A 14139-nucleotide genomic window follows, 5' to 3' on the forward strand; every position below is an offset into this window, starting at 1 on the left:
GAATCAACCTCGCCACCGAAGACCTCGACGGCACCTTCGAACGCCTCCAGGCCGGTGATGTGGAAGTGGTCCAGGAACCCACCGAACAGCCGTACTCGTGTTTCCCGCGGCGTCGCGGGCCCCGATGCCCTTCACTATCGCTTCCTCGAGTTCCGCGACCGATTTCCAGGTGCGCGGCTCGTCATCATCCAGATTGCCGATCGTGTACCAGTCCTCGGTCTCCCGGTAGCGGACGAGACCGAAGCCCCCGGGATCGACGGTGATGTCGAGATCGCCGGAGATGGTGCCCTCTTCCCGGGTCATCACTGATGCCGAGGCGGGTAACTCGATGACTTCGGCTATTTGAACTCACCCCGTTCGACGCAGTCGTCCACCGCGGTGCGCAGTGCGGTCTGTTCCTCTGGGTCAACGCTCAGGCCGTACTTTAGCTTGACCTGCACATAATGCGAGACATAGCCACACCGGAAACTTCCCGGCGGCAGATAGTGCGCCGCGTCCTGGTCGCCCTTGGAACGGTTCGCCGACGGATCGGAGGCGATGAGGTTCAGCGCGTCGTTGGCGATCCGGCGCCGGGTGTCGGTGTCGAGGTCCTTGGCACCCGACCGCCAGGCCTCGGCGAGCGGCACGATGTGCTCGGCGTCGACACTCTTGGCCTCGACGATGAACTTGTACGGCTTGAGCTTCCCGGTCTTGCTGTCCATGACGCCGTAGGCGTCCTGCCAGCCGCCACCTGTGCCGATCTTCAGATCGCAGGTCTTCGGATCGAGGCTCACCTCGCCGGTGGCGTCGCGCAGCATCATCACCTCGCGGGTGGTGCATTTGAGGTATTGGGCGAATTCCGGCCCGAAGCCGTGTTCGGGTTCGTTGTTGTCCCAGTGCGGGAACTTCTCCCGGCTGTACCCGGCCATTCCGACCTCGGCCTGCACCGGCAGCTTGTCGAGCGCGGACCGTATTTCGGCGGCGGTGCCGGCGACCGATTTCGCGGCGCCGGCACCGCCGGGATCGGTCGGGCTGGGACTACAGCCCTGCAGGAGAAAGCCCGCGACCAGGGCTACCGCGATCAGCACGGGGACGAGGAGGGCGGCGAACCTGCGGGCCGGGGCGGGCAGGGCAGAAAGCAGCGAGTTCATCGCCGGACCTCCACGAATCGATGGGGGAGGGCCGCGCGGCCCACTTCGTGTTCATTTGCTGTGCGCTTCAACGAGATTCCTTGCCGAGGTGCCGGGATGTGCCGAGCGTCAAGCTACCGGCCGGTCAGCTAACCGAAAGCTACTGCCCGGTGTGAGATTCGGCATACCTGGGCGGGAGTACCCGATGAGGATGCGGGGTATTCCTCTTCCGTCTGGAAGGGCACCACCCCCGAGTCGCCGTGCCGGCGCCGACTCGGGGGTGGGCGTGTCACGAGCGAAGGCGCCGAATCCGGTGCGAGTCGCGGGCCGGTTGTCCGGACCGGCGACCACGACGCACCGCGGGGCTTGATGAGGGGTAGACCCGAGGTCTTTCCGCACCGGTACGCTCGCCGTGACGTTCTGGGGGCCGGATACGATCCGGCCGGTTCTCGATATGAAGCTGTAGGTGTCCGGCAGTCGGCCGGTATTCCGGCTCCCGGTGTACGCCGATCCGCCGTCAGGTGAAAAGCATAGGGAATTCCCATGATTGGGAGCGAGCCGGGTCGCGCCGGTGGATCGCGGTGTCATTCCGCGATGTCGGCGTCCTCGTCGTCGGGGCGGATCTGGGCAGTCGGCGGGACACCGGTGTCCAGGAAATGGATCAATCGCTCGATGCGCTCGGTGTGGTCCAGGGTCCGGGCCAGTTTGTGACCGATGAGGGCCAGCGTGATCGTGGTTTCGGTGGCGCTGTCCCCGGTCGTGGACAGCGCGTTGTGCAGTTTCTGGTTCAGGGTCTGCATGGTGTCCGCGCCGGTGTCGTCGGCGGGGGTGTGCCGGCCGCGGGTGACGGCGCGCTGGGCCCGGGCGGTGCATTCCGCGGTGAGGCCGGCCATCTGCGCCAGGATGTCGAGGACCGGCGGCGGGGCGATGGGGTCGGGATGGGTGCGGTACACCTGATCGGCGACCCGGCTGAACAGCCGGCCGATCCGGGACAGTTCACCCGCGATCTGGATCGCGGTCACCACATGGCGTAGGTCGCGGGCGACCGGTGCCTGTAGCGCCAGGAGGACGACGGTGCGCGCTTCGCAGGCGCCGTACATCGTCTGGAGTCGTTCGTCGAGGGCGAAGACCTCGTAAGTAGCGGCGAGGTCGGCCCCGACGACGGCATCGGTCACACGTTCGGCCGCTTCATGGGTGATACGGCACATCTGTGTCAGATCCGCGGTCAACGCGACGAGCTCGTTGGTGAACTGAGTTCGCACGGGGGAATTGTCGCCCATGGCGCGCGCTCCGGTCGAATGAATCGACGATTCCTTCGGCCGGTTGTTTTGCGGGCGCGTCGCGGACACCGGTGTTACCGTCGCCACATGACCGATATGCGGCGTATGAAACATCGCATTGTCACCACTTTTCAGCGGCATGTGGCCAATCCGCTGAACCGGAAGCGGTCGGCGCAGCAGTTGCTGGAGACCACGGGCCGGGTGAGCGGGGCACCCCAGGTCGTGCCGGTCGGCGGCCGGCGGACCGGTAACGAGTTCTGGTTCGTCTCGGAGTTCGGGGACCGCTCGGACTATGTACGCAATATCCGCGCGAACAACCGGGTCCGGGTGCGGTTGCGCGGTGAATGGCTGCCCGGCACCGCGCGCCTGCTGCCCGATGACGACGCGGTGCGCAGGTTGTCTTCGCTACCGCGCGGCAACAGTGCCGCGGTGCGCGTCATGGGTACCGATCTGCTGACGATTCGCGTCGATTTGGACGGCTGAGGATATTCGCGAATTTTCGTGCGCACCACACCGGAACATCCGGTGAAACGTGTGCTGATTCGCAGGGGATATTCTCGTGACGGATCGCATTATTTCCAGAAATTGATGTGTGCGGCGGCTTTGTCGTGTTCACGGTCACACCGTCGCGGATTTGTCCGTCACCGCGCGTAACGATCGGCTTCCTCTCCGTTGGCATCGATGCCGGACCGGAGAGATCACACGCATGAATTTCGCAACAATCCGTCCCGCGAGAGCGGTCCCTGGATCTCGGCCATGAACTCCGGGCGCCATACCGGGATCATCGAAACCCTGGGCATGATCGGAGCCGTGCGATGAAGATCGGGCCACTGGCCTCGCTGGGCGGTATCGCGGCCATCACCGTGCTCGGTGCGAGCTACCTGACCTTCGGTGTGGTGCGCGCGGACCCGTTCACCGAGTACCTGAACGCCGCCCTGGTCCTCGACGACTCCGGTGGGCTCGGCGTGGGTTCACCGGTGCTGCTCACCGGTATCGAGGTCGGCCGGGTGACCTCCGGCTGGTGCGGACCCTGCGCGATGCCCTGCACGGCACCGACGCGGCGCTGCCCGAGCTCACTCGCGCCGCCGACCTGCTGGCGGCCACGATCATGTCCCGGGAGCCGCGCATCGCCGAGCTGCTCGACAATTTCGAGACCGCCGCCGCGGACAGCGAGTGGTCCGGCCCGGCCACCTCGGCCGCGGCCACCGAATTCACCCGGTTCGCCGAAGTACTCGATGATTTCGTCGAAGCGGTGGGCCGGTTCACCGGCGCCGAGGGCTCACCGGAGATGTATCTGCGCGACGACGGCCTGGTCTCGCTGCTCCAGCGGCTGCGCGAGTTCCTCGACGAGGCCGGGCCCGAACTGGCCGCTCTGCAACCCGGGCTGGTGCCACTCACCGACGCGCTGAACGGCGCCGTGCCGCAACTCGATATCGGCAGTCTGATCGGCCAGGCGCTGCAGAGCACCACCGACGATTCGGTGCGGCTGCGGGTAGGGGTCGGATAACCGGACCGTGGTTCAGGGCTGGTCCGGGGCGTCGATATTCGCGCGGTCGAGGATGGCCTGGGCCTGGTTGTCGACATCGCCCAGGGCCGAGATCAGGTCCAGCGCGCCGAGTTCGAACGGTGTCTCCTCGGCCATCTGCCGTAGTTCGGCCAGGACGGAATCGATATCGTCCTCGGGCGGGCGGCGGCGTCTCGGATCCGGGGCGTCGATCGGCTGCCAGGCGATGGCCTGCTGCCACCACGGATCACCGGTCGCCCAAGCCCAGATCGTCTTGCGCACCAGGATGGCGTCGTCGGTGTAGAGCTGGAAGAACGCGTCGAGGTCGCGATGTTCGAGCTCGAATATCCTCTCCGGTAATCGGCGTGCCCGGATATGGCACATGGGGGCGCGGATCACCTTCAGAGCCGGGTCGCGCGGATCCGGCGGAGTCTCCAGGATCTCGTCGAGAATGCTCTCGGTGAGATAAGGCAGTCGGAAATCGCCCGCGGTCACCGGGACCCGGGCAGCTTCCCGCGGATTGTAGAAGCGGCGGGTGGCGACATCGAGCACGGCCAGATCGCGGTCGGCGGTGAGTGCCAGCAGTGCGCGCAGACAGTCGAAACGATCATCGACGGTGGCCTCCAGCAGTGCCCCACGGGCATCCGGGCGCCGATGCACCCGCAACCCGGTTCCGGAGCGGTGGATCAGCGTGCACACGACCCCCACCGGTGGCAGCGGCGGGGTCGGCTCGGGTGCGCCGGCCAGGGACCGATAACGCTCGTAAGCCTGTGCGGCCGACTCGATCCCGGCCGCGGGCAATACGGCGAAAAGAGAACTCACCCGCCAAGTACAGCAAAATATCCGAATCGGCGCTGGTTCACTTGACCGGAATATCTCTCCGGCAACAGAATTCGCGGCAGCTCAAATACCGGTGACGTCCGCGAGCTGGCCGATCCCGTAGGTGACCGCCATCGCCAGCGCACCCCCGATCACCACCCGGGCCATCGCACGCGGCCGGCTGCTACCACCGAGTCCGGCACTGATCGACCCGGTGAGCGCCAGCGCCAGCAGGACCGCGACCATGGTGACCGGTATCCGCGCCGACTCCGGCGGGAGCAGGATCGCCAACAGCGGCAGCAGCGCGCCGACGGTGAACGAGACCGCCGAGGACAGTGCGGCGTGCCACGGATTGGTCAGCTCGTCGGGATTCAGTCCCAGCTCGGCCTCGGCGTGCGCGGCGAACACATCGTAGGCGGTGAGCTCCTCGGCCACCTTCCGCGCGGTTTCCGCGGACAACCCCTTGGCGTGGTAGATGGCGGTGAGTTCGTCGAGTTCGTCGGCCGGATCCTGTGCCAGCTCCCGGCTCTCCTGTTCCAGCAGCGCCTTCTCCGTATCGCGCTGGGTGCTCACCGAGACGTACTCACCGACCGCCATGGAAATGGCGCCCGCGCTGATGCCCGCGATACCCGCGGTGAGAATCGCGTCGGTATTCGACGACGCGGCCGCGACCCCCACCACGAGACCCGCGGTCGAGACGATCCCGTCGTTGGCGCCGAGTACCCCGGCTCGCAGCCAATTGAGTTTCGCCGCCAGCCCGGTCTGCGGGAGGTACTGGTCCTCCGCTGCCTCGGTCATAGCCGCACACTATGCGAATATGTGCAGGTGAGGACAGGCTTGGTGCCCGTGTGTCGACTGCGCACGGACTAGTTGGGCACGGCGTAGACGTACAGCAACCCCACCGTGACCAGGCCCATCAGCGGGGTCAGCGCCCAGGTCTCCACCTTGTTCCCGGTCCGGGAGATGATCGGCAACGCCAGCCGGGGTTTCAGCGGCCACAGCAGCGGACAGCCCCGGTCGGTGAGGCAGTCGCCGACGATATGGATGAGCGTCCCCAGCCCGATCGCGAACGGTAGCCAGTAGGGCGCGTCCGGTAGCCAGCGGTCCATCAGCACGGTGCCGCCGCCGGCCAGCAGCACGCACATGCCGTAGGCGCGCAGTGAATCGCCCTTCGGCGTCAGGTGCAGGGCCCGCACCCCGAAGGCGAGCATCACGAAGATCATGCTCAGGGTGAAATACCGGCCGAGATGGTGCACTCCGGCCCAGGTCGCCCACCCGGCGAGCGAGATGAACAGCAAGCCGTGCGTCCCCTTGCGGTGTCCGCCGGACACCACGGAAACCCCCTTCGCCAGTGCGTTGCTCACCGGTCCGAGCGATTGCGCGATGGTGCCGTTCGGGTGATCGATATCGGGGAGCAATGCCGCGCCCGCCGTGATCAACGCCCCCAGAACGAGTTCGAGCGCGCTGATCTCCACCGGCCCCTGCACCACCTCCATCACCGGAGTCGGGACGACGGTGGCGGCGGTGACGAACGCGAGCGCGCCGCTGGTGGCGTGGGAATGGCCGAGCACTGACTCTCCCGATATCTGAAAAGCGAACGAACGGTAGCCTTCAAGTTAGCAATCGATTCCGACACCCCGGACCCGCGCGTGGTGCACACGACTCGCCGAATCGTCGGCGGGCCCGGGAACACGCCGCCTCGACCGGGTTTCCGGTGAAAGATCCGATGATCGTCTGTACTGCCGCGCCCGGAGGTGCGATGCTGTCGCGGAAGGAAACGTCGTGGGGGCGATTCGTTTCGCAAGGGGGCGTAGAAATGTGTGAATTCCAGCCGGTTCTCCATCGGGTGCCGGGATACGAACCGCCGGTGCGCCGGTCGTGTGGCCGTGTCTGTTCGGTGACCCCGGGTCCCGGTGAGCCGGCCGGCGCACTCGACCGCGGGGATCCGGTGCCGGCGCCGGATTCCGTCCCGATAGCGAAGGCTCGCGTCCCGGAACGGACGAGAGCCAAAGACCACGGTTCTCAGCTGCCGCCGGCCTTGGCCGACGCAGACCGTGGTTCCCATCGGGCGCCGGCGACCGCAGGCGATGTCCGTGCTCCGCAACGGCGGTGGGTGGCGTCCGGTGACGACCATGGCCCGCACCGGCCGCGGACGACCGGCGGCGGCCCCGCGCTCGATATGGCAGCGCCGGCCGTCGGGGGCTGCGCGTCTCCGGCGGATCGGAAAGCTCTGCGGCGCAACCACAGTGCTCCCGCAGGTATTCGGCGAGCTCAGCGTGCCGGGCACGAGCGGATACGCAGCCCCGAACCCACCGGTGCCAGAGCGTTCGCCACGATGTCGGTCCGGATCCTGCTCGAGGTGCTCGATCGCCGGCGCCCGGTCGCGCAGCTCACCGCCGTATGCGCGCCCGGCCTGGTCGGCGCCATCGGGTCGTTGGTGGCAGGCGACCATGCTCCCGGCCGGGCCCTGGGGTCGGCCGTACCCGGCGCTGTCCGGTTGTTTCAGGTGGAGGAGCGAGCGGCGGAAATGGTGGCCACCTACCAGCGTGGTCCACGTCGTCTCGTCCTCGCCGGGCGTATCGAGCGCGGTGCCCGAGGTGCCTGGCGGGTGACGGCCCTGCGAGTTGTATGAGCTCCGCACCCCGACCGGGCCGCTACCCCCGGCCGCTGGAACGTTGCGGACGGTCGGTGTGTACGTGCCGGTACCGATGATCGCCGCACTCACCGATGAAACCGATCGCCGCCGGGCGGAACCCAGCGAGCTCCGGCACCATCGCAGCGCCGGGTACCGGATAATGAACGCGGTCCGGCAGTCCGTTCGCCTGAAGTGGTAGCCGTCGCCGAACCCGAGCGCTCTTCGACCCGGCTACCGGCGAGATACTGCGGATATGCCTGCCCGGTGGCCCCGTATGTGAGGAGATTCGCCTGAGCAACAAGGTTTCCGTAGTACTTCACCGGATCACCGATGGGCTGGCCGAACAGGTGTCGGGGGCTGTGGTGAAGAGGTACAGCCAGTTCGTGCACGGCCTCCGCAGTGCGGAACTACTGCCCGGCGCCGAACGGCTCGGCGCGCATGCGATCGAACGCGCGTACCAGCCGAGCGCGGTGGAGCGCGCGCTCCAGACATTGAGTCTCGACAAACCGATGCGAATCTCCGGGGGGCTCGGTTCCAGTTTCATGGGCCGCTCTCTCGGCGGCGCCCGTACTGTCTACAAACCCTCCTATCTGGAGAGCATTGTCGACCCCAGGTCCGGTCTTCTGTTGCGCTACGGAATTCCCCGGGGTTATGGGCAGCACGCTGCGCGGGAAAATGCTGCCTACCGGGTGGACGAGGCTTTGGGTTTCGGCCGCGTGCCGCCCACCACGGTTGTGGAGAAAGGGCCATACGGTCCTGGATCGAATCAGATATGGATCCTTTCATCTCCCGGCCACGCGCTGGCAGCGTGGAACCGGCGCACAGCAGAAGAGCGAGAGTCCGGCTGGAAGGCGTGGGAGAACTCGTCGTCGGGCGAAGAACGAGCCGCCATCTATGAGGACTGGTTACGTCCGAACAAAATGTACCCGCAGGTACAGCGCGAGCAGATGGCAGTTCTCGACTATGTCATCGGCAACACCGATCGTCATTGGAAGAATTACCGCACCGGCCGCGATGGCGATATCGTCGCCATCGACCATTCGTTCTCGTTTCCCGAATCGCCCGACCCTCGCTACGGCATTCGATCCGATTTCGTCAAGGAATTCCACAACAAGGAGCTCAGTGGGGAGGTTGTGGACAGCGTGCGAGCCGTCGACATGGACAAGCTGCGGATTGCCCTGCAAGACACCGGTCTGAGCGACAAGGCTATCGACGGCGCACCGGCGTCCCGTGAACGAGGCGGAGGGGCCCGTTCGGGTATCTGCGCGGCAGGGGTGGCGTCCCCGATCACCCGGGACTTCGCTCCGGGATGACCGCGGCCGATCGAAAGCCGGATGCGCTGTCCACATGTTTCGGGCAGGGTTGACCGGATGACGGCAAGGAGTGTCGGTGAGTTGATCCATATCGTGGCCGACGGCGGCCGGGTGAAGTATCTGCCGTTCTGGGGTCATCGCCCCCGTAGCGACGGGTCGGCCGGTGCCGGTTGCCTCAGCCAGTGGTGGCCGGCGGAATTCACGGTCGGCGGGAACGTCTTTCCGACGGCCGAGCATTACATGATGTGGCGGAAAGCGATGCTGTTCGACGACGGGGCGATCGCCGCGGAGATACTGGAGGCGGGCAGCCCCGGGGAGGCGAAGTCGTTGGGGCGGCGGATCGGCGGTTTCGACGAGGAGTTGTGGGGTCTGCATCGATTCGGAATCGTCGTCGCGGGCAATATCGCGAAGTTCGGTCAGCACGAGCCGCTGGGGCGTTTCCTGCTGAACACCGGGGATCGGGTGCTGGTCGAGGCAAGCCCGGTGGACCGGGTCTGGGGTATCGGGCTGGCGGCGGACGACCCGTGTGCGGAGGACCCTACGCGGTGGAAGGGGTTGAACCTGCTCGGGTTCGCCCTCATGGAGACACGATCGGCGTTGCGTGAACAGCTGGTCGAGTGAAAGCGTCGGACCAGGACGAACCAGGCCGGTGGCAGCCGGCCGACGGCGGCGCCGGAGCAGGCTCCCCTGGAATCGGTCCGGCGTGACGGCGCCGGGCCTGCGGCTCAGGGGCGGTGGGCTCGGATATCGACCGGGCGGCCGTCCGGGTCCTGGGCCGTCATCGTCCACTGGGTGGGGAGGGTCTCGATCGGTCCGGCCGGGAGTCCGGCACCCATGATCCGTTCGCGGACCTCGCACAGCTGGGCGTAGGTCGCCAGGCGCAGACCCCATCCGGCCCGCCCGAGCGGGTCGAGGTCGGTGGTCGGACCGGTCGTGGTCTCGACGATCGCCAGGTGGTCGGCGCCCCCGACGTCGAGGACCGCGATACGAGGGTGGGTGCCCGAGGCGGGACGCTCGAAGGACAACCGTGCCCCGAGCACTCCGGTGTAGTACGCCACGAGCTGGTCCAGGTCCGTCGTGGACAGGGTCAGATGGTTGATCCCGAGGAGTTCCGGCATGGTCATCCGAGCGTAGAGCCCTGTCCGGCTCGCGTCCAGGGTGTGTTGCGCCGGGGCGGTGTGCGGGGACGTTGCTGGGCGCCCGCTTTGTCCGATCCGGTGTGCCTTACGCTGCTCTTCCAGATGGCACGCGGAGCGGAGGGTGCATGGTCAGCGGAAACGAGTTGGTCGGTCGTCGACGGGATTCCTCGGCCACGCGGGCCGCGATTCTGGCGGCGGCGCAGGAATTGTTCGCCGAACGAGGGTACGAGCGCGCCACCGTACGCGATATCGCCACCCGTGCCGGGGTGAACCAGGCGCTGCTCTTCCGCTATTTCGGGAACAAGGACGAACTCTTCCGGGCGACGATGACCGATCGCGGGCGTTCGGTACTCGACGCCGGGCCGGTGGACGCGTTGCTGTCGCGGTTGCTGGAGCGTGCGCTGGAGCCGAGCGAGACTATCTCGCCGGGTAATTGGTTACAGGCGGCGTTGCGTTCCAGCGGACACGAAGAAGGCGCGTCGGTGATCCGCCGGGAGTTGGGGGAGGAGTACATCCGGGCGCTGTCGACCCTCACCGACGATGGCGACGGGGAGTTGCGCGCGGATCTGCTGCTGGCCTGGCTGCTGGGGATCGGGCTGGTTCGATCCGTGCTGCACCGGGAGCCGTTGCACAGCGCGGATCCGGCGCAGGTCGCCGGTCATGTGCTGCGGGCGGCGGAAGTGCTCCTCGAGCGCAACGATACGAGATTCCCTCCGGCGTAACGCTGTTACGTCGTTGACGTCACCTCGCGGAAACCCTTACCCTGTCTAAGTAAGCAACTGCTTACACGCTGGAGCCGCCGGGCGTCGGGAAAGGGAGACCGTATGACCGCGAACACCGAGGTACGCCGGTACCCCTTCGGAGAGCCGGTTCGCCTCGATATGGATCCGCTGTTCGCACACCTACGCCGTGAAGAGCCGGTCTGCCGGGTCGAACTGCCCTACGGCGGCGAAGGCTGGCTGGTCACCCGCTACGAGGACCTCAGACTGGTCCTCGCCGACCCTCGGTTCAGCCGCGCGGCGACCGTCGGCCGGGAGGATCTGCCGCGGGCCACTCCCGCGCCGGCCCGCCCCGATTCCCTGCTGAGCATGGACCCGCCCGAGCACAGCCGGTTGCGGAAACTGGTGGCGAAGGCGTTCACCGGTCGCCGGGTCGCCGAACTGCGCCCCCGCACGCGCGAGATAGTCGACGAGAAACTCACCGCGCTCGAACACGCCGGTGCGCCCGCCGATCTGGTGGAGGGTTTCGCGCTGCCGCTACCGGTCACCGTGATCTGCGAGATGCTCGGGGTGCCGCCGCGCGACCAGCACCGGTTCCGCGATTTCTCCGACGCGATCCTGTCCACCACGGCCTACACCCGGGAACAGATCGAGAGCGCCCGGGATTCGCTCGAGACCTACCTCGCCGAGGTGGTTACCGAGCGCCGGCAGCGACCCGCCGACGATCTGCTCGGCGCGCTGGTCGCCGCCCGCGACGAAGAAGATCGTCTCAGCGAACGCGCTGGAGGCGCTGCTGGAACGTTTCCCGTCATTGCGGCTGTCGCTACCGCTCGACGAGATCCCGTGGAAATCGGGTCTGCTGGTCCGCGGCCCGAAACAGCTTCTCGTGGAGTGGTGACGCCCGCTCAGAAGAGTTCGTCGCGACAGGACCAGGTCAGGTCGTCCAGCCGCGTTCGTCGCGTTGCCGGTAGTAGTAGTCGTCGGCTTCGTCCCGGGCCGGGTCGCGGCGCACGCCGGGTGACGAGGCCGCGGTCGGCCGGACGGTCGCGACAGCCTGCTGGAGACGCCTGGTGATCTCCTCGGGCGGGCCCGGTGTGAGAGTGAATTCCTCTTTTGTGTGGTTGATCAGCAGATAGCGGCCATCCTCCGGCAGATAATCCATCCAGTGGAAACCGTGCGGGTTCCCGGTGGGCCGGGAGTCGATCGCCGGGCCCGCGAACACCCCGATCTCGCCGATACCGGACCGCGGGCGCCGGATGATCCGGTTGATCTCCTCGGTGCGCGAGATCCGGGTGGGATGGCGGGAGTACTCGACCTTCCCGATATCCGCGCGCGCACCATGGACCGTGCGATAACCGCCGGCGGCGCAGCGCGGCAGGTACGCGACGAGCCGGGCCGCCAGCTGCTGAGCCGGCACGGTGTGCAGCAGCACGTCGCCGCCGTACTCCTTCGTCGGTCCCGATGCCTGGACGGCGAGTGTGGCGGACTGCCCGGCCACCCCCGCGTGCATCCGCACCACCCGCTCGAATCCGCGGTCGTAGATGCCGTGCACTTCGATGCGCACCTGCGGTTCCAGCAAAGTCTCCAGGACGTGGAACAACCGCTTGTCCGCGATCGCGGCCAGCCGCTGCGCCGCGGCCGAGCGGAACTGCTCGTATTCGTCGAGTGTCGGCGGTGGATCGGTGGGCCCGAGCGGCAGCACCCGGATCGGATAGGGCAGCCGGTCCCGGCCGAACGCCCGGACGGCTTGCGAGAACATCTCCCCGTCCAGGCGCCACTGTGGATCCTTCACCCGCCGATCACTCCACCCGGCGGCAGCGCCGGCGGCTGGGTGCCGAGCAGCTCACTGCCCCGGTCGTACACCAGGTAGTCCGGTGTGTTGTGCTCATCGTCCTCGTCACCCTTGTTACCGCGCGCGCCCGGCGACATCATGCCCGGCATACCGCTGCGCCCGGCACGAGTGGACGCAGCGGTCGAGGCCGCGGCCGGCCCCCCGGTGGTGGCCTTCGGCGCTCCCTGCACGGTCTGCCCGGGTACGAACGGAGTGGTGGTCTGCGGCGTACCGGAAGGAGATCCGGACGGCGACCCCGACGGGCTGCCCGGTGTGGTGCCGGTCGGGGCGCCGGTGGTGAGCGCGGGGGAGGTCGGCGTCTCCGGCGTGGTCGACTGCGGGGTCGTGCTCTGCGGCTCGGTGGCCTGCGAATCCTCCGGCTCGGCCGACGGATTCTGGGTGCCGTCCTCGGTCTGCGTGCCATCGTCGGTGGTGGTGTCCTGCGGCTGCGTGGTCGGCCCCGCCGTCTGCGACGGCCCGCCGGTCGGCTGCACCGGCTGCTGGGGAGGGTTGCTGCCGTCGTCGACGGTCTTCTTCGGCTCGGGCAGGACAGGGGTTTTGCTGTCCACATCGGTGGCGCCGGGCTCGTAATAGGTGGTCATCACCCAGCGGGCAGTTTCCTGGGCTTCGTCGGCGCGGTACTGGGGGCTTTTGAAGGTATCGCCGAGAGGCAGGGAATTGATGACCTTGTCGCCGAGGGTTACGTTGTCGGGTTTCCCGACGGACGCTTTGGCCTGGGCGAGATAGCCTTCCATGAGGTCGAGACCGTGGGCCACCATCTGGAAACTCGCAGCCAGGGAATTGAAGGAGGTGCTGAACTCACGCACGCCGTCGACGGCGGCAGTGCCGGACCGACCGTTCCAGCCGGCTTCCAGGTCGGCGTTGACGCCGTCGAGGAATTCTTTGCTCGCCGCCCGGGCTTCGTTGGTCAGATTTCGCCAAGCAGTTGCGAAGTCGTTGATCGCCGTAGGATTCACTTCATTGAGCGCGTCCCAGATCTGCTGGTGGGTCATTGCAGGGAAGCCGTCCTTCTCCAGGATGGCGGGAGGGGCGAACTGACCACCGAACTCGCTCACGAGCCCGGACCACTCTCCACCGAATGCGGAGCGGTCCTGCCCCCAAGTGCTGTTCTGGTCTTCTGCCCGCTGTGTATCGTCCGATTTGTTCTTCGAAGCCTGATTGGCCCCGTCGGTGATCGGGTTGAGCCATTGGGAGAAGGGGGACATGGCTATGCTCCTGTGTCGCCCAATGCGTTCGAAGTGGACTGATCGGTCTCTTCGACGCGGCGAATGGATAGTTCGAAGGTCTGCTGCATGAGGGTGACAATATCGATCGAGGTCTTCAGCCGGTTGGCAGCAGAGTCCGGATCAGCTACCGCCTTTGCGGCATATTTGGCGCGCAAGGCTTCGGCAGATCTCAACGTCCCGAAACCGGCGAGGAAACTGAGGTCGTTGGTCGTACTCAGCATTGTTTCCAGCCGCGCGATGAAGCCGGTGCAACGTTTCATCAGTTGCCGACCGATGTCCTCATCCATCCGCAGTTCGCCATTTTCAGCCTGAGTCTTGAGGCTTTCCCACTGCTGCAACATCGCCGTCTGCTGTGTTGTGCTTGGTTCCGGCTCTGCCACGGTGCCCCACCCCTATCCTGCGTATGTACTGCCGTCCAGCTGGCGTTTCGTAGTCCTTCCCGTGCCTCTGTCAACGGCAGGCCAATCCTGACCACTTTTCGGCATCCGAATTCTGACCCCTCTGGCCGGGGTGGGTGGTTTCAGTCTTTAGTTGTGTCGGCGG

At 66.8% G+C, this 14139-nt stretch carries 15 protein-coding genes and 2 pseudogenes; 8 read left to right on the top strand and 9 right to left on the bottom strand.

What is annotated here, in order from left to right:
- A pseudogene (locus ACLML9_RS23030) lies at positions 1-95 on the top strand (VOC family protein); the annotation flags it as partial.
- Positions 96-338: 243 nt separating this feature from the next.
- Here ACLML9_RS23030 and ACLML9_RS23035 read toward each other — a convergent pair.
- Both ACLML9_RS23035 and ACLML9_RS23040 read right to left on the bottom strand, forming a co-directional pair.
- Complete coding sequence (locus tag ACLML9_RS23035; RefSeq protein WP_411947477.1) at positions 339-1130, bottom strand: HNH endonuclease family protein; 792 nt, start codon at positions 1128-1130, stop codon at positions 339-341.
- Between the two features lie 563 nt (positions 1131-1693).
- Positions 1694-2371: a phosphate signaling complex PhoU family protein gene (locus ACLML9_RS23040; protein WP_411947478.1), complete on the bottom strand. Its 678-nt coding sequence runs from the start codon at positions 2369-2371 to the stop codon at positions 1694-1696.
- Positions 2372-2476: 105 nt separating this feature from the next.
- Between ACLML9_RS23040 and ACLML9_RS23045 the strand changes: the two genes are divergently transcribed.
- Both ACLML9_RS23045 and ACLML9_RS23050 read left to right on the top strand, forming a co-directional pair.
- Positions 2477-2872, top strand: a complete 396-nt coding sequence (locus ACLML9_RS23045; protein ID WP_411947479.1) for a nitroreductase/quinone reductase family protein — start codon at positions 2477-2479, stop codon at positions 2870-2872.
- 538 nt (positions 2873-3410) lie between these two features.
- Positions 3411-3896 carry a hypothetical protein gene (locus ACLML9_RS23050; protein WP_411947480.1) on the top strand — a complete coding sequence of 162 codons (486 nt, stop codon included), beginning with the start codon at positions 3411-3413 and terminating at the stop codon, positions 3894-3896.
- Between the two features lie 12 nt (positions 3897-3908).
- On the opposite strand, the gene ACLML9_RS23055 is transcribed toward ACLML9_RS23050, so the two are convergent.
- The 3 genes from ACLML9_RS23055 to ACLML9_RS23065 all read right to left on the bottom strand — a co-directional run bounded on the left by ACLML9_RS23055 (position 3909) and on the right by ACLML9_RS23065 (position 6283).
- Complete coding sequence (locus ACLML9_RS23055) at positions 3909-4715, bottom strand: hypothetical protein (RefSeq protein WP_411947481.1); 807 nt, start codon at positions 4713-4715, stop codon at positions 3909-3911.
- Between the two features lie 81 nt (positions 4716-4796).
- The gene (locus ACLML9_RS23060) at positions 4797-5510 is read right to left on the bottom strand and encodes a VIT family protein (RefSeq protein WP_411947482.1); all 714 of its coding nucleotides are present in this window, start codon (positions 5508-5510) and stop codon (positions 4797-4799) included.
- Between the two features lie 68 nt (positions 5511-5578).
- Entirely contained in the window at positions 5579-6283 is a 705-nt protein-coding gene (locus ACLML9_RS23065) for a metal-dependent hydrolase (protein WP_411947483.1), read from the bottom strand.
- Between the two features lie 608 nt (positions 6284-6891).
- On the opposite strand from ACLML9_RS23065, the gene ACLML9_RS23070 reads away from it, so the two are divergent.
- The 3 genes from ACLML9_RS23070 to ACLML9_RS23080 all read left to right on the top strand — a co-directional run bounded on the left by ACLML9_RS23070 (position 6892) and on the right by ACLML9_RS23080 (position 9281).
- The gene (locus ACLML9_RS23070; RefSeq protein ID WP_411947490.1) at positions 6892-7344 is read left to right on the top strand and encodes an Rv3235 family protein; all 453 of its coding nucleotides are present in this window, start codon (positions 6892-6894) and stop codon (positions 7342-7344) included.
- A gap of 362 nt (positions 7345-7706) precedes the next feature.
- Positions 7707-8660 (top strand): hypothetical protein, encoded by a 954-nt coding sequence (locus tag ACLML9_RS23075; protein WP_411947484.1) that lies wholly within the window; start codon positions 7707-7709, stop codon positions 8658-8660.
- 57 nt (positions 8661-8717) lie between these two features.
- Positions 8718-9281: an NADAR family protein gene (locus tag ACLML9_RS23080; protein WP_411947485.1), complete on the top strand. Its 564-nt coding sequence runs from the start codon at positions 8718-8720 to the stop codon at positions 9279-9281.
- 104 nt (positions 9282-9385) lie between these two features.
- Here ACLML9_RS23080 and ACLML9_RS23085 read toward each other — a convergent pair whose 3' ends face one another.
- On the bottom strand, positions 9386-9778 hold the full coding sequence (locus ACLML9_RS23085; protein ID WP_356958226.1) for a VOC family protein: 393 nt from the start codon (positions 9776-9778) through the stop codon (positions 9386-9388).
- Between the two features lie 146 nt (positions 9779-9924).
- Here ACLML9_RS23085 and ACLML9_RS23090 point away from each other — a divergent pair, with 146 nt between their 5' ends.
- Together ACLML9_RS23090 and ACLML9_RS23095 are read left to right on the top strand one after the other, a co-directional pair.
- Positions 9925-10521, top strand: coding sequence for a TetR family transcriptional regulator (locus ACLML9_RS23090; protein ID WP_411947486.1), 597 nt, complete (start codon positions 9925-9927; stop codon positions 10519-10521).
- Between the two features lie 102 nt (positions 10522-10623).
- Positions 10624-11592 (top strand): hypothetical protein, encoded by a 969-nt coding sequence (locus tag ACLML9_RS23095; RefSeq protein ID WP_411947487.1) that lies wholly within the window; start codon positions 10624-10626, stop codon positions 11590-11592.
- A 43-nt stretch (positions 11593-11635) separates the two neighbouring features.
- Here ACLML9_RS23095 and ACLML9_RS23100 read toward each other — a convergent pair.
- From ACLML9_RS23100 to ACLML9_RS23110, 3 genes and pseudogenes are all read right to left on the bottom strand, one after another.
- A pseudogene (locus tag ACLML9_RS23100) lies at positions 11636-12277 on the bottom strand (ESX secretion-associated protein EspG); the annotation flags it as partial.
- Between the two features lie 29 nt (positions 12278-12306).
- A complete protein-coding gene (locus ACLML9_RS23105; protein ID WP_411947488.1) occupies positions 12307-13575 on the bottom strand; it encodes a hypothetical protein in 1269 nt (422 codons plus the stop codon).
- Between the two features lie 2 nt (positions 13576-13577).
- Positions 13578-13976, bottom strand: coding sequence for a hypothetical protein (locus tag ACLML9_RS23110; RefSeq protein WP_411947489.1), 399 nt, complete (start codon positions 13974-13976; stop codon positions 13578-13580).
- Positions 13977-14139 lie beyond the last annotated feature (163 nt).

The sequence above is a fragment of the Nocardia sp. NPDC002869 genome, from assembly GCF_046764065.1.
Classification (GTDB): Bacteria; Actinomycetota; Actinomycetes; order Mycobacteriales; family Mycobacteriaceae; genus Nocardia; species Nocardia rhamnosiphila.

What these genes read in the sequence shown, in the direction of transcription:
- ACLML9_RS23090 (WP_411947486.1), top strand. Translation starts at nt 9,925, where the DNA reads ATGGTCAGCGGAAACGAGTTGGTCGGTCGTCGACGGGATTCCTCGGCC.
- ACLML9_RS23085 (WP_356958226.1), bottom strand. Translation starts at nt 9,778, where the DNA reads ATGCCGGAACTCCTCGGGATCAACCATCTGACCCTGTCCACGACGGAC.
- ACLML9_RS23105 (WP_411947488.1), bottom strand. Translation starts at nt 13,575, where the DNA reads ATGTCCCCCTTCTCCCAATGGCTCAACCCGATCACCGACGGGGCCAAT.
- ACLML9_RS23070 (WP_411947490.1), top strand. Translation starts at nt 6,892, where the DNA reads ATGGCAGCGCCGGCCGTCGGGGGCTGCGCGTCTCCGGCGGATCGGAAA.
- ACLML9_RS23045 (WP_411947479.1), top strand. Translation starts at nt 2,477, where the DNA reads ATGACCGATATGCGGCGTATGAAACATCGCATTGTCACCACTTTTCAG.
- ACLML9_RS23080 (WP_411947485.1), top strand. Translation starts at nt 8,718, where the DNA reads ATGACGGCAAGGAGTGTCGGTGAGTTGATCCATATCGTGGCCGACGGC.
- ACLML9_RS23060 (WP_411947482.1), bottom strand. Translation starts at nt 5,510, where the DNA reads ATGACCGAGGCAGCGGAGGACCAGTACCTCCCGCAGACCGGGCTGGCG.
- ACLML9_RS23035 (WP_411947477.1), bottom strand. Translation starts at nt 1,130, where the DNA reads ATGAACTCGCTGCTTTCTGCCCTGCCCGCCCCGGCCCGCAGGTTCGCC.
- ACLML9_RS23095 (WP_411947487.1), top strand. Translation starts at nt 10,624, where the DNA reads ATGACCGCGAACACCGAGGTACGCCGGTACCCCTTCGGAGAGCCGGTT.